The 21749-nt window shown below is 66.5% G+C and carries 29 protein-coding genes; 15 read left to right on the top strand and 14 right to left on the bottom strand.

Annotation, left to right across the window (positions count from 1 at the left end; all coding sequences use genetic code 11):
- Positions 1 to 49 precede the first annotated feature (49 nt).
- The 3 genes from ACRDTL_RS12795 to ACRDTL_RS12785 are packed head-to-tail and all read right to left on the bottom strand — an operon-like array spanning position 50 to position 2699.
- Entirely contained in the window at positions 50 to 880 is an 831-nt protein-coding gene (locus ACRDTL_RS12795; protein ID WP_431507079.1) for an SDR family NAD(P)-dependent oxidoreductase, read from the bottom strand.
- Positions 877 to 1635 (bottom strand): SDR family NAD(P)-dependent oxidoreductase, encoded by a 759-nt coding sequence (locus ACRDTL_RS12790; RefSeq protein ID WP_431507078.1) that lies wholly within the window; start codon positions 1633 to 1635, stop codon positions 877 to 879. Before ACRDTL_RS12790 ends, ACRDTL_RS12795 begins: the two co-directional genes overlap by 4 nt.
- Positions 1632 to 2699, bottom strand: coding sequence for an NAD-dependent epimerase/dehydratase family protein (locus tag ACRDTL_RS12785; protein ID WP_431507077.1), 1068 nt, complete (start codon positions 2697 to 2699; stop codon positions 1632 to 1634). Before ACRDTL_RS12785 ends, ACRDTL_RS12790 begins: the two co-directional genes overlap by 4 nt.
- Before the next feature lie 164 nt (positions 2700 to 2863).
- Here ACRDTL_RS12785 and ACRDTL_RS12780 point away from each other — a divergent pair, with 164 nt between their 5' ends.
- From ACRDTL_RS12780 to ACRDTL_RS12770, 3 genes are all read left to right on the top strand, one after another.
- A complete protein-coding gene (locus tag ACRDTL_RS12780; RefSeq protein ID WP_431507076.1) occupies positions 2864 to 3169 on the top strand; it encodes a hypothetical protein in 306 nt (101 codons plus the stop codon).
- The gene (locus tag ACRDTL_RS12775; protein ID WP_431507075.1) at positions 3103 to 3396 is read left to right on the top strand and encodes a YlcI/YnfO family protein; all 294 of its coding nucleotides are present in this window, start codon (positions 3103 to 3105) and stop codon (positions 3394 to 3396) included. The genes ACRDTL_RS12780 and ACRDTL_RS12775 overlap by 67 nt, the downstream gene beginning before the upstream one ends.
- 127 nt (positions 3397 to 3523) lie before the next feature.
- Complete coding sequence (locus ACRDTL_RS12770; protein WP_431507074.1) at positions 3524 to 3796, top strand: DUF1876 domain-containing protein; 273 nt, start codon at positions 3524 to 3526, stop codon at positions 3794 to 3796.
- 23 nt (positions 3797 to 3819) lie between these two features.
- Here the strand turns inward: ACRDTL_RS12770 and ACRDTL_RS12765 are convergent, their stop codons facing one another.
- Genes ACRDTL_RS12765 through ACRDTL_RS12750 form a run of 4 tightly spaced genes read right to left on the bottom strand, consistent with a single transcriptional unit; the run spans position 3820 to position 7052 of the window.
- On the bottom strand, positions 3820 to 4929 hold the full coding sequence (locus tag ACRDTL_RS12765; protein ID WP_431507073.1) for a 3-beta-hydroxysteroid dehydrogenase: 1110 nt from the start codon (positions 4927 to 4929) through the stop codon (positions 3820 to 3822).
- 53 nt (positions 4930 to 4982) lie between these two features.
- Positions 4983 to 5219: an exodeoxyribonuclease VII small subunit gene (locus tag ACRDTL_RS12760; protein WP_431507072.1), complete on the bottom strand. Its 237-nt coding sequence runs from the start codon at positions 5217 to 5219 to the stop codon at positions 4983 to 4985.
- Entirely contained in the window at positions 5209 to 6453 is a 1245-nt protein-coding gene (gene xseA, locus ACRDTL_RS12755; RefSeq protein WP_431507071.1) for an exodeoxyribonuclease VII large subunit, read from the bottom strand. Before xseA ends, ACRDTL_RS12760 begins: the two co-directional genes overlap by 11 nt.
- Positions 6450 to 7052: a lipid droplet-associated protein gene (locus tag ACRDTL_RS12750; RefSeq protein WP_431507070.1), complete on the bottom strand. Its 603-nt coding sequence runs from the start codon at positions 7050 to 7052 to the stop codon at positions 6450 to 6452. Before ACRDTL_RS12750 ends, xseA begins: the two co-directional genes overlap by 4 nt.
- Positions 7053 to 7139: 87 nt before the next feature.
- Here ACRDTL_RS12750 and ACRDTL_RS12745 point away from each other — a divergent pair, with 87 nt between their 5' ends.
- Positions 7140 to 8141, top strand: a complete 1002-nt coding sequence (locus ACRDTL_RS12745) for a 4-hydroxy-3-methylbut-2-enyl diphosphate reductase (RefSeq protein WP_431507069.1) — start codon at positions 7140 to 7142, stop codon at positions 8139 to 8141.
- A gap of 7 nt (positions 8142 to 8148) precedes the next feature.
- Here the strand turns inward: ACRDTL_RS12745 and ACRDTL_RS12740 are convergent, their stop codons facing one another.
- On the bottom strand, positions 8149 to 9180 hold the full coding sequence (locus ACRDTL_RS12740; protein WP_431507068.1) for a DUF6542 domain-containing protein: 1032 nt from the start codon (positions 9178 to 9180) through the stop codon (positions 8149 to 8151).
- A 76-nt stretch (positions 9181 to 9256) separates the two neighbouring features.
- On the opposite strand from ACRDTL_RS12740, the gene ychF reads away from it, so the two are divergent.
- From ychF to ACRDTL_RS12715, 5 genes are all read left to right on the top strand, one after another.
- A complete protein-coding gene (gene ychF / locus ACRDTL_RS12735; protein ID WP_431507067.1) occupies positions 9257 to 10354 on the top strand; it encodes a redox-regulated ATPase YchF in 1098 nt (365 codons plus the stop codon).
- An 88-nt stretch (positions 10355 to 10442) separates the two neighbouring features.
- Complete coding sequence (locus ACRDTL_RS12730; RefSeq protein ID WP_431507066.1) at positions 10443 to 10841, top strand: VOC family protein; 399 nt, start codon at positions 10443 to 10445, stop codon at positions 10839 to 10841.
- Between the two features lie 52 nt (positions 10842 to 10893).
- A complete protein-coding gene (locus ACRDTL_RS12725; protein ID WP_431507065.1) occupies positions 10894 to 11178 on the top strand; it encodes a type II toxin-antitoxin system Phd/YefM family antitoxin in 285 nt (94 codons plus the stop codon).
- Positions 11175 to 11438 carry a type II toxin-antitoxin system RelE family toxin gene (locus tag ACRDTL_RS12720; protein WP_431507064.1) on the top strand — a complete coding sequence of 88 codons (264 nt, stop codon included), beginning with the start codon at positions 11175 to 11177 and terminating at the stop codon, positions 11436 to 11438. Before ACRDTL_RS12725 ends, ACRDTL_RS12720 begins: the two co-directional genes overlap by 4 nt.
- A gap of 162 nt (positions 11439 to 11600) precedes the next feature.
- Positions 11601 to 12113, top strand: a complete 513-nt coding sequence (locus ACRDTL_RS12715; RefSeq protein WP_431507063.1) for an OsmC family protein — start codon at positions 11601 to 11603, stop codon at positions 12111 to 12113.
- Here the strand turns inward: ACRDTL_RS12715 and ACRDTL_RS12710 are convergent.
- Positions 12106 to 12786 carry a guanylate cyclase gene (locus ACRDTL_RS12710; protein ID WP_431507087.1) on the bottom strand — a complete coding sequence of 227 codons (681 nt, stop codon included), beginning with the start codon at positions 12784 to 12786 and terminating at the stop codon, positions 12106 to 12108. The genes ACRDTL_RS12715 and ACRDTL_RS12710 overlap by 8 nt on opposite strands.
- Before the next feature lie 41 nt (positions 12787 to 12827).
- On the opposite strand from ACRDTL_RS12710, the gene ACRDTL_RS12705 reads away from it, so the two are divergent.
- Positions 12828 to 12995 (top strand): hypothetical protein, encoded by a 168-nt coding sequence (locus ACRDTL_RS12705; protein WP_431507062.1) that lies wholly within the window; start codon positions 12828 to 12830, stop codon positions 12993 to 12995.
- Here ACRDTL_RS12705 and ACRDTL_RS12700 read toward each other — a convergent pair.
- A complete protein-coding gene (locus tag ACRDTL_RS12700; protein WP_431507061.1) occupies positions 12992 to 13792 on the bottom strand; it encodes an adenylate/guanylate cyclase domain-containing protein in 801 nt (266 codons plus the stop codon). The two genes, ACRDTL_RS12705 and ACRDTL_RS12700, sit on opposite strands and share 4 nt — an antisense overlap.
- Positions 13793 to 14046: 254 nt before the next feature.
- Between ACRDTL_RS12700 and ACRDTL_RS12695 the strand changes: the two genes are divergently transcribed.
- Both ACRDTL_RS12695 and gnd read left to right on the top strand, forming a co-directional pair.
- On the top strand, positions 14047 to 15456 hold the full coding sequence (locus ACRDTL_RS12695) for a glucose-6-phosphate dehydrogenase (protein WP_431507060.1): 1410 nt from the start codon (positions 14047 to 14049) through the stop codon (positions 15454 to 15456).
- A gap of 15 nt (positions 15457 to 15471) precedes the next feature.
- Positions 15472 to 16500, top strand: coding sequence for a phosphogluconate dehydrogenase (NAD(+)-dependent, decarboxylating) (gene gnd, locus ACRDTL_RS12690; RefSeq protein ID WP_431507059.1), 1029 nt, complete (start codon positions 15472 to 15474; stop codon positions 16498 to 16500).
- Here gnd and ACRDTL_RS12685 read toward each other — a convergent pair.
- Genes ACRDTL_RS12685 through ACRDTL_RS12675 form a run of 3 tightly spaced genes read right to left on the bottom strand, consistent with a single transcriptional unit; the run spans position 16497 to position 19135 of the window.
- Positions 16497 to 17348 (bottom strand): alpha/beta fold hydrolase, encoded by an 852-nt coding sequence (locus ACRDTL_RS12685; RefSeq protein WP_431507058.1) that lies wholly within the window; start codon positions 17346 to 17348, stop codon positions 16497 to 16499. The two genes, gnd and ACRDTL_RS12685, sit on opposite strands and share 4 nt — an antisense overlap.
- Before the next feature lie 14 nt (positions 17349 to 17362).
- Positions 17363 to 18493: an amidohydrolase family protein gene (locus ACRDTL_RS12680; RefSeq protein WP_431507057.1), complete on the bottom strand. Its 1131-nt coding sequence runs from the start codon at positions 18491 to 18493 to the stop codon at positions 17363 to 17365.
- Between the two features lie 48 nt (positions 18494 to 18541).
- A complete protein-coding gene (locus ACRDTL_RS12675) occupies positions 18542 to 19135 on the bottom strand; it encodes a TetR/AcrR family transcriptional regulator (RefSeq protein ID WP_431507056.1) in 594 nt (197 codons plus the stop codon).
- Between the two features lie 70 nt (positions 19136 to 19205).
- On the opposite strand from ACRDTL_RS12675, the gene ACRDTL_RS12670 reads away from it, so the two are divergent.
- The 3 genes from ACRDTL_RS12670 to ACRDTL_RS12660 are packed head-to-tail and all read left to right on the top strand — an operon-like array spanning position 19206 to position 21154.
- On the top strand, positions 19206 to 19724 hold the full coding sequence (locus ACRDTL_RS12670) for a mammalian cell entry protein (protein ID WP_431507055.1): 519 nt from the start codon (positions 19206 to 19208) through the stop codon (positions 19722 to 19724).
- Positions 19721 to 20239, top strand: coding sequence for a hypothetical protein (locus tag ACRDTL_RS12665; RefSeq protein WP_431507054.1), 519 nt, complete (start codon positions 19721 to 19723; stop codon positions 20237 to 20239). Before ACRDTL_RS12670 ends, ACRDTL_RS12665 begins: the two co-directional genes overlap by 4 nt.
- A gap of 9 nt (positions 20240 to 20248) precedes the next feature.
- A complete protein-coding gene (locus ACRDTL_RS12660) occupies positions 20249 to 21154 on the top strand; it encodes an alpha/beta fold hydrolase (protein ID WP_431507053.1) in 906 nt (301 codons plus the stop codon).
- Between the two features lie 2 nt (positions 21155 to 21156).
- Here the strand turns inward: ACRDTL_RS12660 and ACRDTL_RS12655 are convergent.
- Positions 21157 to 21749 (bottom strand): DUF222 domain-containing protein (locus ACRDTL_RS12655; RefSeq protein ID WP_431507052.1); only part of this gene is annotated, 593 nt, incomplete at its 5' end.

Here is a 21749-nt window from a genome sequence, read left to right as displayed (position 1 = left end):
GCGGTCGGAATCGGCAACCACGGGTCCCACGGTAGCGGCACGGTCGTTGTCACGGATGCGATCTGGCGGCCTGACGCTGACGCTGGCGCTCGATGAACCCGATCGAAAGCCGCTGCAACAGGCCGGGCGCCAGCCGGGCGAACACCCATGAGGCGTGCGCACGGCGGGGAACGACCAGCAGCGCCTTGTTGCGCTGGATGGCCCGCAACGTGTCGCGGGCCATCCGGTCCGGGTCGTAGGCGGTCTTCATGCCCTGGCCGCGCAGGTAGTAGTCGCGGCCGACGAAACCCCCGATCGCGCCCTTGTCCAGGATCGGCGTTTCCACCGCGGCCGGGCAGATGGCCAACACGCCCACTCCGCGCGATACCGCCTCGGAGCGCAGCGCCAGCGACAAGCCGACGACCGCATGCTTGGTCATCACGTAGCTGGTGATCTGGCCGGCCGCGATGAGCCCGGCCATCGACGCGGTGTTGACGATGTGGCCGTGGCCCTGCCGCAGCATCACCGGATACGCGGCGGCCACCCCGTGCACGACGCCGCGGATGTTGACGTCGATGATCGCGTTCCACTGCGCCAACGTGAGCAGTTCGGTGTCCCCACCCCACGCGATGCCCGCGTTGTTGAACATCAGGTCCAGCCGGCCCGCGCGGGCGACGACGTCGTCGACGACGGCCTGCACGGCCGACGCATCGGTGACATCCAAGATCACCGAGCGCACGCTACCGGGACCCGCAAGTCCCGCAGCGGTTTTCGCGGCGGCTGCGCCGTCGACGTCGGTGCACACCACGTCGGCGCCCGTCGCGACCAGCGCCCGGCACAGCGCCGCCCCGATGCCCGAACCGCCGCCGGTGACGATCGCCTGCTTGCCGGTGAAAGTCATTGCTGCGCAGCCAGCTTCATCACATGCCCGTAGAGGTCGGGATAGCGCTTCATATGCGCGCCGCCGTTGAGGTCGAGCACCTCGCCGGTCAGCCACGGCGCCTTGCACATGAACACCACCGCCTCGGCGACGTCCTCGGGCGTGCCGGCCCGGCCCAGCGGGGTGTTCTCCAGATACTCGTCGAGCACGCCGGGGATCTGGGTGGCCGGCTCGGTCAGCGGGGTGTGCACCAACCCGGGCGCGACGGCGTTGACCCGGACGCCGCGCAGCGCCAGCTCCAGCGCGGCGACCTGGGTCAGCATCGACAGCCCGGCCTTGGCGGCGCAGTAGGCGCTCATCGCGGCGGCGGGCTGGCGGGCGTTGAGCGAGCTCAGCGACACCAGCGCACCGCCGTCGCGCAGGTGCGGCGCGGCGTGCTTGATCACCAGGAATGCGCCGATGAGGCAGATGTCGACGACCGATCGGAACTCTGCCGCCGGCAGGTCGGTGATCAGTCCGACCCCGCCGATCCCGGCGGTGTTGACCACGGCGTCGAGCGGGCCCGATTGTGCGAACAGCCTTTGCACGGAGTCTTCGTCGGTGACTTCGACGGTCGCGGCGGTGTGCGGGGCACCGAGCTCGGCGGCGACGGCCTGTGCGCCATCGGTGTTGCGGTCGGCGACCGTGACGCGGTGGTCGTCGGCGGCCAGCGCGTGCACCACCGCCCGGCCGATGCCCGACGCACCGCCGACCACGACCGCGGTGCGATTGGTCATGCTCTGGTCCCCTCGGGTCGTGGGTCGTTCCATTTGGCGCGGATCACGCCCCACGGGTCGGCGTAGCGGCCCGGGGAGCGGTAGTACGGCGAGCGGCGCTTGAGCAACGCATGTGCCAGCGGCGCCGCGAACCGCGCCGGGTAGCGCCGCCAGCCCATCCGGTCAGCGGCGTCGATAAGCAGGTGCGGCCATGAAACCCGTTGGAAATCCAGCAGTTCCTGCGATCGCGTGGTATCCATCCAGTCGGTGGCGAACCAGTCGTCGTTGCTGTCGGGATCGCCCGTGCGGCCCACGGGTATTCCGCCGACCAGGCCCATCGCCGCAGCAGTGGCCGGCGCGAGGTCACCCTGGAGCAGCCGGTGCGAGTCGTCGCCGCCGATCAGCAGCGTCTCGCCGACCGCCGGCGCGGTGGTGGCCGCGGCGAACGCGCGGGCGACATCGCGCACGTCGACGGTCTGGATGCGGCCGTCGATGGGCAGCGACGCCTCGAAGTAGATGGTGTCCAGGTCGACGTCGAACCGGGGCTCGGCGGTGAGTACGCCGCCCAGCCGCAGGATCACGAAGTCCAGGCCACAGTCCCGGACCAACTGCTCGGCCTCCACCTTGTGCGCGCCGTAGTTGTCCGACGGCCGCAGCGGAGTGTCGGTGGTGAGCAGATCGGTGATGCGGTGCGGGTTGCGCGCGCCGTAGGCGGCAACGCTCGACGCTTGGACGAATCGTGGCGGCGACGGTAATGCTTTAGCGGACTTGAGCAATAGGGCGGTGGCATCGACGTTGACCTTGCGGGCCAGCGCGGGCCGCGCGTAGCACAGGGGCGGGATGATCGCGGCCAGGTGGATGATCGCCGCGGGGGAGACCGCCGCCAGCAGCGCATCGACCGCGGTGCTGTCGGTCAGATCGGCCCAGCGCACCTCGACCGATGGCGGCAGCGCGGCCGCCGCCTTGCGGTTGGCCGGCACGTCGAGGTCGGTAGCGACGACGTGGCGGCCGTCGTCGAGCAACCGTCGCACGGTGGCGGACCCGACCAGCCCGAACGCCCCGGTGACCAACACAGTCTCAGTCATCAGCGCCGCTCCTCCTCATCGCTTCGCTCTGCATCGTCGCCGGCGCGGCCATGTTCCTCCTTGCCACGAACGCGCATTACGCTCCGACTCGAAAAATAATCGCGTGTGCGACCCTCGCACGATTCTGTAGATAGTTGTAGTCGGGTCAACTACACTAGTCGCACGTGGGCGAACGCCTGGAACTCGACCTACTTGATGAATATGAGCCGTTCGAAATCGATACTCAAGCCGCGCACCTTTTCAAACACCCACGCCTGGGTGTGCCCGATATTGCTGACGTGTGGGAGGCAGACCCGTTGTTCTATCCGGCCAAACCGCCGGCGCATTGGCTGATGTGCGCGGAAGTTGCGGGAACCGTCCTCGTGGTTCCTATCGCGCCCGCCCGATCGGGTGACCCTCGGCGATGCCGTCCGATCGGCTGTTACCCCGCTTCCAAAAATCTCGCAGACCAGTACCGGAGAGACCGATGACGAATATGCCCATGACCCCAGACGAAGAGTACGAGTTTTATGGCCAGCCCGAGAATCAGCAGCCGCAAGGCCAGCCTCGTAGACGCCGGAAGCGTCTGGCCAACCCTGTGCCGGTTAGGTTTCCGCCGGAACTTCTGGAGGAGATCCAGCGTGCAGCCGAAGCCGATGACCGGTCAGTGTCGGCGTGGATACGGCGGGTAGTCGAGCGCCAACTACATGCTGGTTGAACGGGCCTCGAGCGTTTCAGGGCGCCGATCGATCAGCCCAGTGGCTTAGCCGGGTGAAATATCCAGGGTGCCTGCTGTTTTCTCGGCGCAGCACGAGTGGCAGGCTATTCACCGGAAGGTGATGGCAATGTATGACCGCAAGTTGGACAACACCTGGCACATCGACATCGATTTCGACGAGGACGACACCCACACCCATGCGACCGTTCGCGCACGGCGCGCCGACGGCGAGACTATGACCACCCTGGGCGACGCTTATCGCCATCCCAAGGACACCAGCCAGCCGATGATCGGCGAGGAGATCGCCGCCGCGCGAGGACTCATCACCCTCGGCACCGAGTTGTTGCAGGAGGCTTCGACGCGCATCGAGCAGGTGACGCACCGCTCGGTCCACCTCTAGAGCTGACCCGAGCCATGTGACCCCTACTCCGGCGGTGGCGCGGCGACAACTGCCGCCAGGTGCGGATGAGCGCCGGCCTTGACCTGCTCGAACAACTCGCAGTAATAGGGCAGGCAGTCGGCCATGGCCTGTTCGGTGGTGAATAGCGGGCGGTATCCGAGGTCGCGACCCGCCTTGGCGATCGAGAAGTAGTTGTCGAGGTAAAGCCGTTCCACCGCAAGGGGTTCCAGCGGCGGCTTGGGCAGGCCGAGCCGGAAGTGCAGCCACTGCCAGACGGACATCACGTCGCGCACCAGCCGCCCGGATACTCGTGCCCGCGGCCAGTGCACGCCACACTCCCGAACGATCGGCCGGGCGAACTCGAACATGTTGATCGGCTCGCCGTCGTTGATGAAGTACGCCTGCCCGGGCGCGCTGCCACCGGGTACCAAGTGCTCGGCGGCCAGGATGAAGCCGTGAATCAGGTTGTGCACGTAGGAGTTATCCAATTTGGCATTCTTGCTGCCGATGAGCACCTTGACGTGGCCGGCGACCACGCTTTCGAACAGCCTGCGGAACATCGTCTGATCGCCGCGGCCCCAGATACCAGACGGGCGAATCGAACAGGTCAGCAGGTCGCCAACACCGTTCTGAGACAACACGAACTTCTCGGCGGCGACTTTGGTTTCGGTATAGAGGTCGTTGAACCGCCCGGTGTAGGGCAGCGTCTCGTCGCCGCCGGCAATGCGCTGCCCGCCCATCACCACGCTGTTCGACGCCGTGTACACAAACCGCTTCACCGCGGCTGCCTGCCCGGCGTGCACCAGGTTCTCGGTGCCGCCGACATTGACGGCAAAGCTGCGCTGCCGGTACTCGTCGGTGACCGATGCGCCGCCCATCAAGTCGATGATCGCCGCGGTGTGGAACACCGTGTCGATCCCGTCCACCGCGGCAGCCACCGCACCGGCGTCGCAGATGTCACCCTGCAGCACGTCCAACCCCGACCGGGCGGCCAGCGGTGACGGCGCACGGTCGAAGGAGCGCACCTGGTAGCCGCGGTCGAGCAGCGTGGTCACCAGGTTGGCGCCGACGAATCCGGAACCGCCGGTGACCAGGACGCGGCCGAGTTCGGTGGTCAGCGATGCATCACCCATCCGGCGAGCATAACTGAAACGTGTTTCAATCCGGAGTGGCGGGTCTATTCTTTTCAGCCATCGTCGGCCTCGCCCGAGGCCAGTGCATCCTCGATACGTTTCCGGGCACCAGCTAAGTACTCGCCGCAGCGCTTAGCCAGCTGTTCACCCCTTTCCCATAGCTCCAGCGACGCATCGAGGTCGAGTCCACCCGCTTCCAGGAGCCGCACGACTTCGATCAGTTCGTCACGGCATTCTTCATACCCGAGTTGACTAATGGGCTTAGCTTTGCCGCGTTCTTTATCCACCATCGGTAGGTCCTTCGCTCACCGCCGCCACCGCGCCGTCGCCGACCCGCACCCGCAGCCTGGTCCCGGTTGGGGCGTCGCCGACCGACCGCAGTACAAGAGCGTGACCCGACACCGGAACCGTCTGCACCACCGCGTAGCCGCGGGCCAGCGTCGCCGCCGGCCCCAGGGTGGCCAGTCGGGCGGCCAGATGACCGACGCGGTCGGTCTCCGCGGCCACCAGCCGACCAATGTCGCGGCGGACCGCGGCGTGGGCGCGGTGAATCTCGTCGGCGCGCACCGCCACCGCGGCCAGCGGGTCGGCCAGCACCGGCCGGCTGCGCAACTGGGCCAGCGCCCGTTCCTCCCGGGACACCCAATTACGCAGCGCCTGCGCGCTGCGCCGGCGCAAGTCGTCGACGAGCAACCGCTCTGCCGCGGTGTCCGGCACGATCTTCTTCGCCGCATCGGTGGGCGTGGCCGCCCGCAGGTCGGCGACCAGATCGGACAGCGGGTTGTCGGGTTCGTGGCCGACGGCGCTGACCACCGGTGTGCGGCAGGCCGCGATCGCGCGGCACAGCGTCTCGTCGGAGAACGGCAGCAGATCCTCGACACTGCCGCCGCCGCGCGCCACCACGATCACGTCCACGTCCGAGTCGGCATCCAGTTCGCCCAGCGCCTCGACGATCTGTGCGACCGCGTTCGGCCCCTGCACTGCGGTGTTGCGGACAGCGAAGCGCACCGCGGGCCAGCGCGCTGCCGCCACCGTCGTCACGTCGTGTTCGGCGGCGCTGGCCCGGCCGGTGATCAGGCCGACCGCACACGGCAGGAACGGGATCGGCCGCTTGAGCCGCGGGTCGAACAGCCCCTCGGCATCCAGCAGCCGGCGCAGCCGCTCGATGCGGGCCAGTAGCTCGCCGATGCCGACCGCGCGAATTTCGCTGAGCCGCAACGAGAATGAACCCCGGCCGGTGTAGAACGTGGGCTTGCCACACACCACCACCTGGGTGCCCTCGGACAGTTTGACCGGCGCGGCAAGCACCAGATCACGCGAGCACGTCACCGGCAGCGACATGTCGGCGGCCGGATCGCGCAGCACCATGAACACCGTTTTGGCACCCGGCCGCACGTTGATCTGGGTCAGCTGGCCTTCCACCCATACGATTCCCAGCTTGTCGATCCAGCCCGCCACCCGGACGGCCACCGCGCGCACCGGGAACGGGTTCTCGGCCGAATTCGGCTGCGCCGGTTGAGTCACTTCGCGGTCGCGCGGGTGATCCTGTTGGCCAGCAGCGTCTGAAACGGCGCACGCGCCCTGGTGGCTTCCTCGTAGGCCAGCAATGCCTCGAGCTCGTCGACATCCAGCGTGTTCAGCCGGGCCCGCAGTTGCGCGAGCGTCAGTGTCTCGTAGTCGAGTTCGTCGGCCACCGGCGGCGCAGGCGCCCTGGACTCGGCGGTCGGCTTCTTGACGCGCCTGGGGGGTAGCGGCGTGGTCGGCGGATCGGCCGCCCCGGTCCCCGATGAGTCATCCGGCGGCGAGTACAACGCGAACCGGCCCGAGGCAAAGCGTTCGATGTCGATCGGCTCAGGACCGGGCGCCTGCTCATCGTCCAGGTCCTCGTCGAACGTCGCCCAGTCCGGCTGCTCATCCTTGGGCGGGAACAACGTCTCCAGGGTGGCGTCGCCCTTGATTACCAGCTCGGCCATGTTCTGCTGGAAGCGCATCACGATGTGCGCGGCCTGGCTGGCCAGTGTCATCGGGTACATCAGGATGGTTTTCGGCAGCTTCATCGTTTCCTCGACGGCGAAGGTCGCCGCGCCCACCAGCAGCCGAAACCCATACGGTGCAGTAGCCATGCGTCCAAGCCTGCCTCACGGCAGCGGTCGGATCCAAGCTGGCCCTGAAATAGCGGAGTTGCGTCCGCGGAAAGTATCCTGGTGACCATGCCACCGACCGTGAACATAGGGATTCCCGGCGCGTCCAGCTCAGTGGTCGAGCATGCGACCGGTAAGCGGGTGCTGCTGGCCGAGCCCCGCGGATACTGCGCGGGCGTGGACCGCGCCGTCGAGACCGTCGAACGCACGCTGGAGAAGCACGGCCCGCCGGTCTATGTGCGTCACGAGATCGTGCACAACCGGCATGTGGTCGAGACGCTGACCAAGGCGGGTGCGGTTTTCGTCGAGGAGACCGACGAGGTTCCCGAGGGTGCCATCGTGGTGTTCTCCGCGCACGGGGTGGCGCCCGGCGTTCACGCGTCGGCCGCCGAACGGGACTTGCAGGTCATCGACGCCACCTGCCCACTGGTCGCCAAGGTGCACAACGAAGCCAAGCGCTTCGCCCGCGACGACTACGACATCCTGCTCATCGGCCATCAGGGCCATGAGGAAGTTGTCGGCACCGCCGGGGAGGCTCCCGACCACGTGCAGTTGGTCGACGGGCCCGATGCCGTCGACCAGGTCACGGTTCGCGACGAGAACAAGGTCATCTGGTTGTCGCAGACCACCCTGAGCGTCGACGAGACCATGGAGACCGTCCAGCGACTGCGTAAGCGTTTCCCGAAGCTGCAGGATCCGCCCAGCGACGACATCTGCTACGCAACCCAGAACCGCCAGGTCGCGGTCAAGGCGATGGCGCCCGAGTGCGAGCTGGTGATCGTCGTCGGTTCGGCCAACTCGTCGAACTCGATGCGGTTGGTCGAGGTGGCACTGGGCGCCGGTTCGGCCGCCGCGCACCTGGTGGACTGGGCCGACGACATCGACCCGGCCTGGTTGGACGACGTCACCACGATCGGGGTCACCTCCGGAGCATCGGTGCCCGAAGTGCTGGTCCGCGGCGTGCTGGAGCGGTTGGCCGAACACGGCTATGACGTCGTGCAACCGGTGACCACGGCCAACGAGACGCTGGTTTTCGCGTTGCCGCGGGAGATCCGCCCGGCCCGCTCCTGACCGAGCGCTACCTCTCGTACTCCCAGGGTTCCCGCGGCCGGGTCCGCGCCTGGGCGTCGTCGGTGGACGCCGTCCCGCGATAGCGGACCTGCGAGATCGGGTGATGTGTGGCCGTGGTGCCGCTCGGCGCTGCCCGTCGGCGCGGCTCGGGGGGCTCGCAGGACTCCATCGGTTCGTACGGGTCGAAGCGGCTGCTGCGGGTCGGAGCCTGGCTGCGACGTGCATCTGGGTCGCGGCGCACCTCTCGCGGCGGCCGGCCGCGCAGGTCCGGGTCACGCGGTAACCGGTTGCGGCGGGGCGGCTCGGCGGGGTTGGGGTCGCGGGCCGGGCTGGGCCGTTGACGTCGGGTCCGTTCCGGCGTCGGTTCGGGCGCGTTGTCCAGCGACGGCCGGACGTGCCGCGCTCGCGTGGCGGCCGGACGCCGGGCGGGCCGGCGACCGGTTGTGTCGGTACGCCGGGCTCGCGCCGCCGCTTTGGCGGCCTTGCCGTTGTGCGCAGGTTCAGCGGGTTCGCGGCCGACGATCGACGCCAGCTTGGCGACGACCGCCTTCATGCGTCCGCCGGTGGTGACATCGGATTCGGCCGTCGCGGCGCCCGCCGCGTGCACGGCCATCCCCAGATACCAGCGGATCATGCCGATCAGCAGCACGCAGGCCGAGGTGAACAGCATCAGCGGAAAACGCTCGATCAGCGGATAGCCGCAGTTGATCAACAGGTCCTTGATGCCGGTGTACCTGGCCCCGTGAAACAGCCAGTACGCGCCCGGCACCATGCAGAACAGGATCAGCGGTGGCTGGATCACCGCGGTGAACAGGCCGGACTGCCGCACCGCCAATACCGCCGCCAAGCACCCCACGGCGTAGAGCGCGGCGAAGACGTCGGTGAGTTCCTTGGTGGCCGAGCCGGCGTCGAATGCGTAGCCGACCGCGGTGGCGATCACTGCGATGACGACGGCGGCCCACCACGGCACGCCGGGGATGTCGGGGTGAATCGAGCGGTGGCTTGCGGTCACCGCTGACCGCGCCCGCTGTGCTGACACATGTCGACCGTACCGGCTCAGCGTCCAAAGGCCCGTAAAGACCTGCCCGGCCGTACGCCCTTAGACTTGGCTCCCTGTGAGCTTGAGCCTGGGGATCGTAGGTTTGCCCAACGTCGGCAAGTCGACGCTGTTCAACGCGCTGACCAAGAGCGACGTGGTGGCCGCCAACTATCCGTTCGCCACGATCGAACCCAACGAGGGTGTCGTTGCGCTGCCCGATCCGCGATTGGCCAAGCTGGCGGAGATGTTCGGATCCGAGCGGATCGTCCCGGCGCCGGTGACCTTTGTCGACATCGCCGGGCTCGTCTCTGGCGCCTCCGAGGGTGCCGGGCTGGGCAACAAATTCCTCGCCAATATCCGCGAGTGCGATGCGATTTGCCAAGTCGTGCGGGTGTTTTCCGACGACGACGTGGCGCATGTCGCCGGGCAGGTGGACCCCAAATCCGATATCGAGGTCATCGAGACCGAGCTGATGCTGGCCGACCTGCAAACGCTCGAACGCGCCGTGCCGAGGCTGGAGAAAGAAGCTCGCAACAACAAGGAGCGCAAACCTGCCTACCAGGCTGCGGTGGCCGCCCAACAGGTGCTCGACGGCGGGAAGACTCTTTTCGCCGGGGGCGCCGACAGCTCGCTGTTGCGGGAGCTGAGCCTGCTGACCACCAAGCCGTTCCTGTACGTCTTCAACGCCGACGAAGCGGTGCTGACCGACACCGCGCGGGTCGCCGAGCTGCGGGAGCTCGTCGCGCCCGCCGACGCGGTTTTCCTGGACGCCAAGATCGAGGCCGAGTTGGCCGAACTCGACGACGAGTCGGCCGCCGAGCTGCTCGAGTCGATCGGGCAGACCGAGCGCGGACTCGACGCGCTGGCCCGCGCCGGGTTTCACACCCTCACGTTGCAGACCTTCCTGACCGCCGGTCCCAAGGAGGCCCGGGCGTGGACCATCCACCGGGACGACACCGCACCGAAGGCGGCCGGGGTGATCCACTCCGACTTCGAAAAGGGTTTCATCAAGGCCGAAATCGTCTCCTACGACGACCTGATCGGCGCCGGGTCGATGGCCGCGGCCAAGGCTGCCGGCCAAGTGCGCATGGAGGGCAAGGACTACGTGATGGCCGACGGCGACGTGGTCGAGTTCCGGTTTCAAACGACATCTGGCGGCAAAGCCGGACACTGACCGCCGTCGTTGTCGGTGGTGGTTCCTAGTGTTCCTTGTGCAAGACACTGCACGACGACGTCACCACCACGCCTCTGGGGAGAGTTTCATGAAGTTTGTTTCGACCCGCATCATCACGGCCGACGTCGATCGGCTTGTCGATTTCTATGAGATGGTCACCGAAGTCTCCGCGGTATGGGGCAACGAGCTGTTCGCTGAGATTCCGACGCCGGTCGGCACGCTGGCCATCGGCAGCGACAAGACGGTACCGCTGTTCGGAGACGGATCCGCTGAGCCGGCAGCCAACCGCAGCGCGATTGTGGAATTCCTTGTCGAGGACGTGGACGCCGAGTACGAGCGGCTGCGCGGGCGCGTGGCCGAGGTGGTGACAGAGCCGACAACCATGCCGTGGGGTAACCGCGCGCTGTTATTCCGCGATCCGGACGGAAACCTCGTCAACCTGTTCACTCCGGTCACCGAAGAGGCGCGCACCAAGTTCGGACTTTGACGATCGGCGAGCGGTCCGACGGCAACCATGTGCCGCGCTAGAATTCTGTACAATGACAACGCTGCCGCTGGCCGAGGTCCGGGCAAATCTTTCGAAGCTGGTCGATGAGGCGGTCCGCACTCACCAACGAATCGAGGTCACCCGGCAAGGCCGCCGGGCTGCGGTGCTTCTCAGTGCAGAGGACTACGACTCGATCATGGAAACCCTGGCGATCCTCAGCGACCAGGAGCTGATGCGCGAGGTCCGTGACGCTGAAGCAGAGGCACAAAACGGCGAGACCTACACACTCGACGAGGTGACGGAGGAGATGCGCGCCGCCGGGCGGCTTCCTCGGTGACCTATCAGATTGAGTTGACCAAAGCTGCGAAGAAGGCGCTGACTGCCCTCCTGCCCGAGCCGGTAGCCGTTGCGTGCTGGGAATTCATCCGAGGTCCGCTTGCCGATGATCCGTACCGCGTCGGCAAACCACTTCGCGGTCAATTGAAGGGACGGCACTCCGCCCGACGGGGAGAATTCCGGGTGATCTACCAGATCTTCGACGAACGAGTCGTCGTCCGGGTCATTCACATTGCACATGGTCGTGATGTCTATCGGTGACGTAACTCGGTGGAGTTCTGGTTCAACGTGCAGCCAAGGTGATATCGCTTGGCCAGATTGGTCCGCGGCCGGAATCATCGCCTACCAAGCATGGTGCCGGCGCATGCTGGCCGAGACGGTTTTCATGTGACTAGGCTCCACCTGTCGAAAGGAGTTTGAGCCGTGACGACCTCGACTACTCACCTCGGTGGCCTGATCGCCGCCACCGCCGACGCGGTCACCGCCGACCGGGCCAACGCCCAGGCGGTGTTCCGGGCATCGGCGCAATCCCACGACGCGGTGGCCAGCACCGTCACACTCGGCCAGTACAGCGTCGAGGTCGACGAGCCGCCGGCCCTGGGAGGCGAAGCCAAGGCGCCGAATCCGGTCGAGTTCTACCTCGCGTCGCTGCTGTCATGCCAGATCGTGACGTGGCGGTTCTGGGCCGAGAAGCTCGGCATCACGGTCGACGACATTTCTGCCCGCGCCGAAGGCGACCTGGACGTCCGGGGTTTCTTCGGGTTCGACGAGTCGGTGCGTCCGGGTTTCGGCGAGGTGCGGGTGGTGGTGACAGTGACGGGACCGGAAACCCCGGAGCGCTACCGGGAACTGCACGAGGCCGTCGAGGCGCATTGCCCGGTGCTCGATCTGACCCGCAACGCAACCCCGGTAAAAGCCAGCCTGGAGACTAGGTAGCGACGACGGCGATTTCGTCGCCCAGTTGATAGCCGGGCGCCAGCGGCAGCTCATCACCGCTCCAAAACGAGCCGGGATCAAACCAACTGGCATTTTTCTCGGTGACCAGCAATCCCATCTCCTCGTAGGTGATCGCTGCGGTCTCGGCACAGTAGGCAGTCTCCAGCGCGACCTCACGTCGCTGCTCCTTGCGCCGCTGCGCCGATTCGCGGACCTTCTTGTCCAGCAACGGGATTCCCCGCGTCCAGTCGTATGTCGTTGGGATTCGTCCGCGCAGCCAGCGGCCGGTGAGGCGCGCGACGGTAGGGAACGGGGTTCCGTCCAGCCGGGCGATGACTCGCAGCAGCCGGTCCTCCTGCTCGCGATCGGCGTAGGGGGTGAGCTGACGCAGCCAGCATCGTTGCCCGTAGTGCAGCATCCACCGTTCGACGGCCTGCCGGGCGTCGTTGAGCTGCACGCCGCGGTGGTTGGTGCCGGTCCAGACGTCGGCCAGCTTGTCGCCGAGTTCCGCGTGCCAGATCAACGGCGGCAAATCGTCGATCGCCACGGTCATCCCGACGTGGTTGACCGGACTGTTCGACAGGGTCTGGATGGCGCGGTCCGGCCCCGAGCGGCCGCGAAACAGCCAGATGTCGCCGGTCCGGGTCTCGTTCAGGGCGCGGTCCAGGGTCACGTTACTGGTGTCCACCACAGCACCATAGGCAGACTGTCGACATGCGCAACGTGTGGAAGTGGCTCGGGGTGGCCGGACTGGTCGGCGTCGCCGCCGGGGGAGTGCTGGTCGCCCGCGATCAGCGACGGCGAAACGCCTACACGCCCGACGAGGTCCGCGCCCGGCTGCATCAACGCCTGGCCGAGTCCGATCAGCGCCGACAAGCCTAGGTAACCGCGTAGAGCCGGTGACTGCCGGTGAACCCCTTCAATTCGACCTCGCGCCCCTCGTCGAACCCGATGTCGTCGCAGTCGCTGACCGCATCGCGCACCGCTTCGCTCACCAGGACTTCCCCGCCCCCGGCTTGACCGGCTACTCGCGCCGCCATGGCGACGTTGCGGCCGAACAGGTCGTCGCCGCGACGCACCGACCGTCCCAGATGAATGCCGATCCGAACCCGAATATTGTTGTGCCACTTGTGCTTCGCATCGCGTACTAACGCTCGTTGGATGTCGACCCCACACCGCACCGCATCCTCGGCGTGTGCGAAGGCGATCATGAATCCGTCACCCTGACTTTTCACCACATGCCCGGAGTAATTCTTGACCAGTCGGCGGACGAGTTTGTCGTGCGCCTCGATCAGCCTGACCCAGGCACGGTCGCCGATCCGCTCGTTGAGGGCGGTGGACTCCTCGATGTCGGAGAACAAAATCACCACCCGGCCGTCCGGGGTGATCCGGGCCAGATCGGGTCGCTCCACCTCGGCCCAGTCGGCGAGATCCTCGATCGAGCTGCGCACCGCCGCGCTGAACCCCTCTTTGCGCACCAGGTTCGCGGTTTGCCACACCGTCTTGACCGCCTCCCGGCCACCGGAGAGCAGCCAGCTCCGGCTGTCGAGCCGGCGCCGCAGTTCGTCGGCCTCGCGGCGGCTTCGGCTCAACAGCACCCACACGGTGGCCAGCGCGGCGGCTTCGATCGCGCCGACGCCGGCCAGCACGTAGACCACGATCATCACGGGGTCAGCCATGTCAGGCATCTTTCCCGATGAACAAGACGCCCGACGGCACCGGCACCCAGCCCCGCCGCGAAAGAGCAACGGCCAACACGGTTCCTGCAGCGTAACCGCGTTTAGCCGAGCAGAAAAACGGTTACCTGGCAGGCAAGCTGGCTGCCCCAAGTTGTCCGGCCCACCCCCGGTGTCTAGGGTTGAAGCTGGCCGCCGCGGGGGGCGAGTTGTTTGATGCCCGAGTTGACTAGTTGATTGTTCGTGGAGGTCCCGGATTGGCCGAAAGCAGCGCTGGCGCCTTAGATCTGCTGGTGATCTTCGGCATTACCGGAGACCTGGCTCGCAAGATGACGTTTCGAGCCTTGTACCGGCTGGAGCGCCGTGAGTTGCTGCAGTGCCCGATTTTGGGCGTGGCCAGCGACGACATCACGGTCGAGGAGTTGGTCAAGCGGGCCCGCGACGCGATCAAGCAGACGGGCGAAGCTTTCGACGACAAGGTGTTCGACCGGTTGGCCGACCGGTTGTCGTACCTGCACGGCGACGTCACCGATGCCGCGTTGTACCAGGAGCTGGCCAAGCAGATCGGGACGGATCGCGACTGCCTGTACTACCTGGAGATGCCGCCGTCGCTGTTCGCGCCGATCGTGGAGAACCTGGGCAAGGCCGGGCTGTTAGAGCGGTCCCGCGTGGCGGTGGAGAAGCCGTTCGGCCACGACTTGGCGTCGGCGCGCGAACTCAACAGCCGGCTGGGTGCGGTGCTCGACGAGGAGCAGATCTTGCGGGTGGACCATTTCCTGGGCAAACAGCCGGTCGCCGAACTGGAATATCTGCGGTTCGCCAACACCACGATGGCCGAGGTGTGGGACCGCCGCAGCATCGCCGAGATCCACATCACCATGGCCGAGAATTTCGGTGTCGAGGACCGCGGCAAGTTCTACGACGCCGTCGGCACGTTGCGCGACGTCGTGCAAAACCATCTGCTGCAGGTGCTGGCGCTGGTCGCGATGGAGCCCCCGGCCGGCCCGAGCGCCGATGACCTCAACGACAAGAAGGCCGAGGTGTTTCGCGCGATGCCCGCGCTGGACCCGGCACAGTACGTGCGGGGTCAATACCGCGGTTACACCGACATCGACGGAGTGGCCAACGACTCGCAGACCGAGACGTTCGTCGCGCTGCGGATGGAGATCGACAACTGGCGCTGGTCCGGGGTGCCCATCTTCCTGCGGGCCGGCAAGGCGTTGCCGCAGAAGGTGACCGAAGTTCGGCTGTTTACCCGACGCGTTCCGGTATTGGCGTTCATGCCCAAGCGGGAACGGGCCGAGCGCAACCAGATAGTGCTGCGCATCGACCCCGAATCCGGGATGCGCCTGCAGTTGATCGCCCACGAAGCCGCCTCGTGGCGCAAGGTGCACCTGGACTCGTTGTTCGCCCAGGACTTGGGTGAGCCGATACAGCCGTATGAGCGTCTGTTGCATGCCGGGTTGACCGGCGATCGCCAACTCTTCGCCCGGGAAGACGCCATCGAGGAAACCTGGCGGATCGTGCAGCCGCTGCTGGATGACCCCGGTGCGGTCGATGAATATGAACCCGGGTCGTGGGGACCCGAGGCGGCGCAGTCGCTGCTGCGTGGCCATGGGAGTTGGCAAGAGCCGTGGATGCCGGGCAACAACCACGCGTCGAAGTAAGGAGAACACACGAAAATGCAGCTGGGAATGATCGGCCTGGGCCGGATGGGCGCCAATATCGTCCGCCGCCTGGTCAAAGACGGGCATGAATGCGTGGTCTATGACCACAATCCCGATGCGGTCAAGGCGATGGCCGGCGAGGACAACACCACCGGGGCGTCATCGCTGTCGGAGCTGGCCAAAAAGCTCAGCACGCCGCGGGTGGTCTGGGTGATGGTGCCGGCCGGCGACATCACCACCGGCGTGATCGAGGAACTGGCCAACACGCTGGAGGCGGGCGACATCGTGATCGATGGCGGCAACTCCTACTACCGCGACGACATCAGGCATGCAAAGGCATTGTCGGACAAAGAGATTCACCTTCTGGACTGCGGCACTAGCGGTGGTGTGTGGGGCCGGGAACGCGGCTACTGTTTGATGATCGGCGGCGACGCCGACGCGGTCGCCCATGCCGAGCCGATCTTTGCCAGCGTGGCGCCGGGGGTGGACACGGCGCCACGCACCCCGGGCCGAGACGGTGCGGTGGCTCAAGCCGAGAAGGGCTACCTGCATTGCGGAGACTCGGGGGCGGGGCACTTCGTCAAGATGGTGCACAACGGCATCGAGTACGGGATGATGGCCGCGTTGGCCGAGGGGCTGAACATCTTGCGCAACGCCGACGCCGGCACCCGCATCCAGAAGGGCAAGGGCGATGCGGAGACCGCGCCGCTGGCAGAACCAGAGTTCTACCAATACAACATCGACATCCCCGAGGTCGCCGAGGTGTGGCGGCGGGGCAGCGTCGTCGGGTCGTGGTTGTTGGACCTGACCGCGATCGCGCTGCAGCAATCACCGGATCTGTCCGATTTCGCCGGTCGGGTCTCCGACTCCGGAGAGGGCCGCTGGACCTCGATCGCCGCGATCGACGAGGGCGTGCCCGCACCGGTGCTGACCTCAGCGCTGTACTCGCGGTTCGCCTCGCGACACCTCGACGAATTCGCCGACAAAGCACTCTCGGCGATGCGCAAACAATTCGGCGGACACGACGAAAAGCCGAGTACTTAGCGCTTGACGAACGACACCACGAGTTCGCTGAAGGCGTCGTTGTCGTCGCCGGCCGCGGTGTGGCCGGCCTCGGACAGTTCGACGAACTCCGCATTAGGCACCGTGGCCAGGAAATGCCGCACGCCTTCCGGGGTCACCACGTCGGAGAGCTTGCCGCGGATCAGTAAAACCGGGATCGTCAGACCGGCGGCGGCCTGCTCGAATTTCTCTGTGCGCAATTGGGGGTCGTCGCCGGGCTTGGTCATAAACGCCGGGTCCCAGTGCCAGAACCAGCGACCGTCGCGCAGGCGGAGATTCTTTTTCAACCCCTCCGGGCTGCGCGGCCTGGTCCGGTACGGCAGATAGGCGGCGACGGCGTCGGCCGCCTCCTCGAGCGAGTCGAACCCGTGGATATGGCCGGACATGAATTCGCGGATGCGGGCGCTGCCCTTCTTCTCGAACCGCGGCACCACGTCCACCAGTACCAATCGGGTGACCCGGTCCGGGCCGGCCCGATCCGCGACCAGGATGCCGGTCAATCCGCCCATGCTCGCCCCGATCAGTGCCACCGGCCGTCCGATCGCGTCGAGGACATGCATGATGTCGGCGGTCAACGTTTCGACGTCGTAGTCGGCATCGGGCGCCCGATCGCTGTCGCCGTGGCCCCGGCTGTCGAGCGCGACCACGTGGAATCCCTCGTCGGCCAGCACCTGGCCGGTGTTCTTCCAGGAAAACCGGTTCTGCCCGCCGCCATGCAACATCAGCATGGTGGGCCGGCCGTTCGTCGCGGCGCCGCGATTCCACTCGTCGGCGACCAGGGTGATGCCGTCGACACCGGCATACTCGACAGTCTGCGATGTGCTGTTCACGCCGCTGACGTTACCTACGGTGTCGCCGGCGGCAGCGGCGCGTCCGGAAAGAGTTCGTTGAAGGCCCCGACCGTGATGCGCTCGCGCGTTTTCCGATCGACGCCGTCGAACAGTTGGTGCAACGTCTGCTGGGTGTGGCCGAAGGTGCCCTCGATGTGCGGATAGTCACTGCCCCACAGCACGTTGTTGAAGGCAAAAGCCGTCATCGCGGTGATCGCCGAGGCGTCGTGCTGAAACGACGCGTAGACCTGCGAGTAGATGATCTCGCGCGGGCTGCGCGTCAACTTGGGCTGCACCACCATCGCGTGCTGGCGATAGCCTTCTTCCATCCGGTCGGCGATGAACGGCACCCAGGTCGCCCCGCCCTCGGACACCAGGACCTTGAGTTTCGCATGCCGATCCAGCGCTCCCGATGCGACGAGTTTGGTCACCGCCCGCTGGCCCCCGAACGATGTCTCGGTGTAGTTGAGCACCGCACCGCCCGGTCCGTGGTGGGTCACACCGATCGATCCGCCGGCGGCGAAATCGATTGGCTCGGTGCCGATATGGAACGCAATCACCATGCCGATCTCCTCGGCGGCGGCCCAGAATGGCTCCCACTCGTCGCGGTTGTAGTCCTTTTGCGCCGGATGTGGTGCGACGGGCAGGAACACCGCCTTGAACCCCAGCGTCCCGCAGCGTTCGAGTTCGCCGACGGCGTCGTCGATATTCAGCGTCGAGACTTGCGCCGTCGGAATCAGCCGTGGCGAGTAGTCCAGGATCGTTTCTTTGGCCCAGTCGTTGGACGCCCGCATCGCCTCGCGCAGTAGTTCCGGTGTCCGAAACGAGCTCGCCCACATGCCCAGCGACGGGAACACCACCTCCGACCAGATGCCCTCGTCGTTGAGATCGGCCAGCCGTTTACCGACGTCCCGCGAACCGGCGGCGGCCACAGTCGCCTGGATGAACTCTTCCTGGGCGATGGTCGGCAGCCGGCGCCGGAACGTCTGGCCGTCGACGTAGATGGTTTCCCAGCGCCCGTCGGGGTCTTTCCGGGTTCGCGGCACCAGCGCGGCCAGCCGCTTCGGCAATCGCGACCGCCACAGCTCGGCCGGCTCGATGAAGTGCGAGTCAGCGGAGTTGGCCCACAGCTTCACGACGGCCATGCGACCAAAGATTAGAATCGGATTCTAGAATTGTCAATACCGCGATGCTTAGCCGGTCAGCCGGTCGATCCACTCGATCGTCGCGTCAATGATCGGCCCCACATCGTCGGGGTCTTCACAGGCCGCGACGAAAAGCGACGACTCTGCCATGACCGCCACCAGGATGCGGCGCAAAAGTTGTCCACGCAGCGAGCGGTCCAGCTCCAGCACCGACATCCAGCTGCGGAACGCCGCCGTCATGCGATTGCGCCGGGCGATCTCGAATCCCGCCGGGGCGTCGCCAGACACCAGCACCCTGGCCGCATGCCGGCTTTCCCACATCGCCTCGAGATACGCCTGCACGTGTAACTCGAATGCGCGTCGGGGTTCGACCTGATCGCCGGCCTGCTGGAGCACCGCCTCGATACGACGGTCGACGGCCTGCGCCATCCGCTCAAAGATCGCCTCGAACAGCTCCTTCTTACCGCCGAAATGGTGATAAATGCTGCCGATGCTGGCGCCGGAGCCGGCCACCACGTCGGCCATCGTCGCGGCGGTGAAGCCACTTGCCCCGAACACCTCGGTGGCCGCGTCCAGGATGCGCCGCCGGGTCTCGTCGGTTTTCGCCCAGCGGCGTGCCGGCGCCTGCGGTTGCGTCGCCATGGCTTGAGTTAACGCGCTCGTCGACGCTCTTGGAATGTAGTTCTGGGAATGGGCACGTAGGTTGGGGAACATGGCAGACGATGCCACCGATACTCCCAAGGGCCCGGTGTCGGTTCACCTGATGGCGTTCGCGGCCGGGCTGATCGGGGTCGTGGTCATGGCGGCTCTGGCCGCTTGGCTGGGTTTCCCCACCTATCAGGACCACCAGGCCGGTGTGCGGCGCACCCTGTTCGTGCAAGCAGCGCGGCAAGGCGCGGTGAACCTCACAACGGTCGACTATGAGCATGCCGACGCCGACGCGCAACGAATCCTCGACTCTGCGACTGGCAGCTTTCACGATCATTTCTCTGCGCGGTGGGGGCCGTTCGTCGACCTGGTCAAGCGCGAGCAGTCCAAGCTGGTGGGCACCGTGAGTGATGCTGGGCTGGAATCGCAGACCGGCGACGTGGGCCAAGTGCTGGTGGCGGTGACAGTGAAGACGTCGAACCCCGGACAGGCCCAGCAGGAGCCGCAGGTGTGGCGGATGCGGATCACCGTGCAGAAGGTCGGCGAGGCGGGCAAGATCTCCAACGTGGCGTTCGTGTCATGACACAACCCCAGGCGGCCGCGAGTGGCGTCAACTGGTCGCGCATGCTGATTTACGGCCTGCTGCCCGGTCTGGCGCTGGTTCTCGCGATGTTGGCGGGCTACCTGAAGTGGCAGGACGCATCGAGCCGGGACGCCGACATCGCCCGCAGTGAATCAGTCCAGGCCGCAAGGGATTCCGCTGTCGCGCTGCTGTCTTTCCGGTCCGACACCGTCGAGAAGGATGTCGAAGCCGCGCGGGCCCGCTTGACCGGCCAGTTCCGTGACACCTATACCCAGGTGACCCGCGAGGTGCTGATTCCCAACGCAAAAGAACGTCAGGTATCCGCCGTCGCCCATGTTGCCGCTGCAGCGTCGGAGTCGGTGGCCCAGAACCACGCGGTGGTGGTGCTGTTCGCCGATCAGGCCGTCACGGTCGGCGGGTTCCCGCCGGCCGACACCGCGTCGAGCTTCCGCGTCACACTGGACAAGATGGGCGGGCGTTGGCTGGTCTCCGGATGGGACCCGATAGGCGCCTAGGATCGGGTGATGACTGGACCGCGCTGGCTCGACATACATGCGCCCAACGTGGAGCTCAAGGCCATGACGTGGGGACCGTCCGACGGCCCGATTGCACTGTGCCTGCACGGTTTCCCCGACACCGCCCACGGTTGGCGCAAGTTCGCCCCTCGGCTGGCCGAGGCGGGCTGGCGGGTGGTGGCGCCGTTCATGCGTGGCTACGCACCGTCCTCGATTCCATCCGACGGCAGTTATCACATCGGGGCGCTGATGGATGACGCGCTCCGGGCGCGATCGGCCGCCGGCGGCACCGACCGCGACGTGGTGATCGGCCACGATTGGGGCGCGATCGCGGCGACCGGCTTAGCCGCGATGCCGGACACTCCGTTCGCGAAGGCGGTGATCATGTCGGTGCCGCCCCCGGCGGCGTTCCGTCCGCTGGGGCGGGTCCCCGACCGGGCACGGCTACTTGGCCAACTCCCGCATCAGATACTGCGCAGCTGGTACATGATGTACTTCCAGTTGCCGTGGCTGCCAGAGCGTTCCGCGTCCTGGGTGTTGCCGCTGCTGTGGCGTCGCTGGTCGCCGGGTTATTACGCCGAAGAGGATCTGCGCCACGTCGATGCAGCGATCGGCACACCCGAGAGCTGGCGCGCCGCGCTGGGGCCGTACCGGGCTACGATCCGCAACACTCGCCCACCGGCGCAATACGCCGAGCTGCACCGGCACTGGACGTCGGCGCCGGCGTTGCCGAGCCTCTATCTGCATGGCCGCGATGACGGCTGCGCCACACCGGCTTTCGCACACTGGACGGAAAAGGTGCTCCCCGCCGGAAGCAACGTTGCCATCGTCGAGCACGCCGGACATTTCTTGCAACTCGACCAACCGGAGCGGGTAGCCGAGTTGGTGCTGCGATTCATCGGCTCGGCCGGGTAGCGCTACGGGCCCTCCTCATCGTCGTCACGGAGGAGCTTCTCTGGGTGGTGAAACGTGTTGGTTCTCGGTTGGCCGTGGTCGAGGTGCGGGGGTGGTATCCATTCGGTGTCGCCGTTGGAGTTTTTGCGGGTGGTCCAGCCTTGTTCGGCGAGGTCGTGATCTGCACTGCAGCCGAACGTCAAATCGTTGACGTCGGTTTCGTGGCACATCGCATACGGGGTGAGGTGGTGGACTTCGCAGTAGTAGCCCTTCACGTCACAGCTGGGGCGCGAACACCCACGGTCTTTGGCGTAGAGCACGATTCGCTGGCCCGGTGAGGCGAGTCGTTTGGTGTGGTAGAGCCCGATCGCCTTGCCCTTGTCGAAAATGCACAGGTAGTGATGCGCGTGGCGGGCCAGCCGGATCACGTCACTCATGGGCAGCAGGGTGCCGCCGCCGGTGAGTGCTTTGCCGGCCGCGGCTTCCAGGTCGCGCAGGGTGGTGGACACGATGATGGTGGCGGGTAGCCCGTTGTGCTGACCCAGCGCACCGGAGGCCAGCAGGGCGCGCCCGGCGGCGTTGAGCGCGTCGTGGTTGCGCTGGGCCGCGCTGCGAG

It is taken from the genome of Mycobacterium sp., from assembly GCF_050700595.1.
GTDB lineage: Bacteria > Actinomycetota > Actinomycetes > Mycobacteriales > Mycobacteriaceae > Mycobacterium.
This window is presented reverse-complemented; position numbering and strand designations above follow the sequence as displayed.

Bases quoted from the DNA above. Each gene is read 5' to 3' on its own strand.
- ACRDTL_RS12795 (WP_431507079.1), bottom strand. From the start codon at position 880: ATGACTTTCACCGGCAAGCAGGCGATCGTCACCGGCGGCGGTTCGGGC.
- ACRDTL_RS12790 (WP_431507078.1), bottom strand. From the start codon at position 1,635: ATGACCAATCGCACCGCGGTCGTGGTCGGCGGTGCGTCGGGCATCGGC.
- ACRDTL_RS12785 (WP_431507077.1), bottom strand. From the start codon at position 2,699: ATGACTGAGACTGTGTTGGTCACCGGGGCGTTCGGGCTGGTCGGGTCC.
- ACRDTL_RS12775 (WP_431507075.1), top strand. From the start codon at position 3,103: ATGCCGTCCGATCGGCTGTTACCCCGCTTCCAAAAATCTCGCAGACCA.
- ACRDTL_RS12770 (WP_431507074.1), top strand. From the start codon at position 3,524: ATGTATGACCGCAAGTTGGACAACACCTGGCACATCGACATCGATTTC.
- ACRDTL_RS12765 (WP_431507073.1), bottom strand. From the start codon at position 4,929: ATGGGTGATGCATCGCTGACCACCGAACTCGGCCGCGTCCTGGTCACC.
- ACRDTL_RS12760 (WP_431507072.1), bottom strand. From the start codon at position 5,219: ATGGTGGATAAAGAACGCGGCAAAGCTAAGCCCATTAGTCAACTCGGG.
- ACRDTL_RS12750 (WP_431507070.1), bottom strand. From the start codon at position 7,052: ATGGCTACTGCACCGTATGGGTTTCGGCTGCTGGTGGGCGCGGCGACC.
- ACRDTL_RS12745 (WP_431507069.1), top strand. From the start codon at position 7,140: ATGCCACCGACCGTGAACATAGGGATTCCCGGCGCGTCCAGCTCAGTG.
- ACRDTL_RS12730 (WP_431507066.1), top strand. From the start codon at position 10,443: ATGAAGTTTGTTTCGACCCGCATCATCACGGCCGACGTCGATCGGCTT.
- ACRDTL_RS12725 (WP_431507065.1), top strand. From the start codon at position 10,894: ATGACAACGCTGCCGCTGGCCGAGGTCCGGGCAAATCTTTCGAAGCTG.
- ACRDTL_RS12705 (WP_431507062.1), top strand. From the start codon at position 12,828: ATGCGCAACGTGTGGAAGTGGCTCGGGGTGGCCGGACTGGTCGGCGTC.
- ACRDTL_RS12700 (WP_431507061.1), bottom strand. From the start codon at position 13,792: ATGGCTGACCCCGTGATGATCGTGGTCTACGTGCTGGCCGGCGTCGGC.
- gnd (WP_431507059.1), top strand. From the start codon at position 15,472: ATGCAGCTGGGAATGATCGGCCTGGGCCGGATGGGCGCCAATATCGTC.
- ACRDTL_RS12680 (WP_431507057.1), bottom strand. From the start codon at position 18,493: ATGGCCGTCGTGAAGCTGTGGGCCAACTCCGCTGACTCGCACTTCATC.
- ACRDTL_RS12675 (WP_431507056.1), bottom strand. From the start codon at position 19,135: ATGGCGACGCAACCGCAGGCGCCGGCACGCCGCTGGGCGAAAACCGAC.
- ACRDTL_RS12670 (WP_431507055.1), top strand. From the start codon at position 19,206: ATGGCAGACGATGCCACCGATACTCCCAAGGGCCCGGTGTCGGTTCAC.
- ACRDTL_RS12665 (WP_431507054.1), top strand. From the start codon at position 19,721: ATGACACAACCCCAGGCGGCCGCGAGTGGCGTCAACTGGTCGCGCATG.
- ACRDTL_RS12660 (WP_431507053.1), top strand. From the start codon at position 20,249: ATGACTGGACCGCGCTGGCTCGACATACATGCGCCCAACGTGGAGCTC.